This is a genomic window from Phocaeicola sp. RTP21198st1_B8_RTP21198_201120 (assembly GCF_040929485.1).
Lineage (GTDB): Bacteria > Bacteroidota > Bacteroidia > Bacteroidales > Bacteroidaceae > Phocaeicola > Phocaeicola dorei.
In genome coordinates, this window is sequence record NZ_JBCOCI010000503.1 from 1 (window position 1) to 1,022 (window position 1,022).

Annotated in this window: 1 protein-coding gene; it reads right to left on the bottom strand. The window is 48.1% G+C overall.

Annotated elements, in window-relative coordinates:
* Nucleotides 1–1,022 (bottom strand): glucoamylase family protein (locus AB5935_RS27635; protein ID WP_368328054.1); only part of this gene is annotated, 1,022 nt, incomplete at both ends.

Sequence of the window (1,022 nt, forward strand, 5' to 3'; positions counted from 1 at the left end):
CACCGAGATCATTGTCGGGCATGTGGGCTGAATAGCCATTTATGGAGTAACTCGCTGTAAGTCCCCAGCAATCAGGTCCATATCCTTTGTAGCCTTTCGGATTAGTGACACAATATTGATAATCACTCATCGCATGATTGCGTACCACATTCCAGTAGTTGGCATATTGATCGGTCAAGTTACGCGGGTCGAGACCGATATAAGAGTAGTGTGCCCAGAATAAGGGACCGCCTTTCTCTTCTGCGCCATTATGCTTCAGTTCGAGCGGGTAACCGTAAGGTTTGGAAGCGCTTTTGATGCCACCACTACGCGCCCACCCTTCATGGTAACAGGCTGCCGGAACGGAATGTGTAGGGGATGAAGCTGCAAGGATATAGGTAATCAGACATTCATTATAGCCCTCGAGCGGGAAGTTCATTTCCCAGCCATAGTTAGGAGACCAATGCCAGTATAATACATTCTGATCGCCGTTGCGATACCAGTCGAATTCCATCCCGTGCCACAGTTCGTCTATTTTAGCAGCCAGTGCTTTTTCTTTCTCGTTGCCATCCTTTACGTATTGCCGTACACACAGCAGGCTTTGCATAAGGAAGCTACTTTCTACCAGGTCGCCACCGTCATCTTTTGTTCCGAACGGTTTCACTTTGCCCGTAGGACCATGGAGCCAATGCGGCCATACTCCATGAAAACGATCGGCTTTTGCCAAATAATCTACAATCTTTGTCAACCGGGCTACACCTTCTTCCCGGTTGATAAAGTTTCGTTCGATAGCCACCAACAAGCCGGCAATTCCAAATCCGCTACCTCCAATCGTAATTACATCCTGGTCCTGCTGTGGATAAACATTATCAAGATGTATACGTTCGCAGGCCAGTCCGGAAGTCTTTTCCGCACCTTCCCACATATAGTTGAAATGCGTCTTTTGAATATAGTCGAGTAGTTCATCGTCGTTCGCAAATGCCTCGGGGCGATCAGGCTCCGCATCGGTCACTGTCTTGTTCTTTTGTGTACATGCGCATACC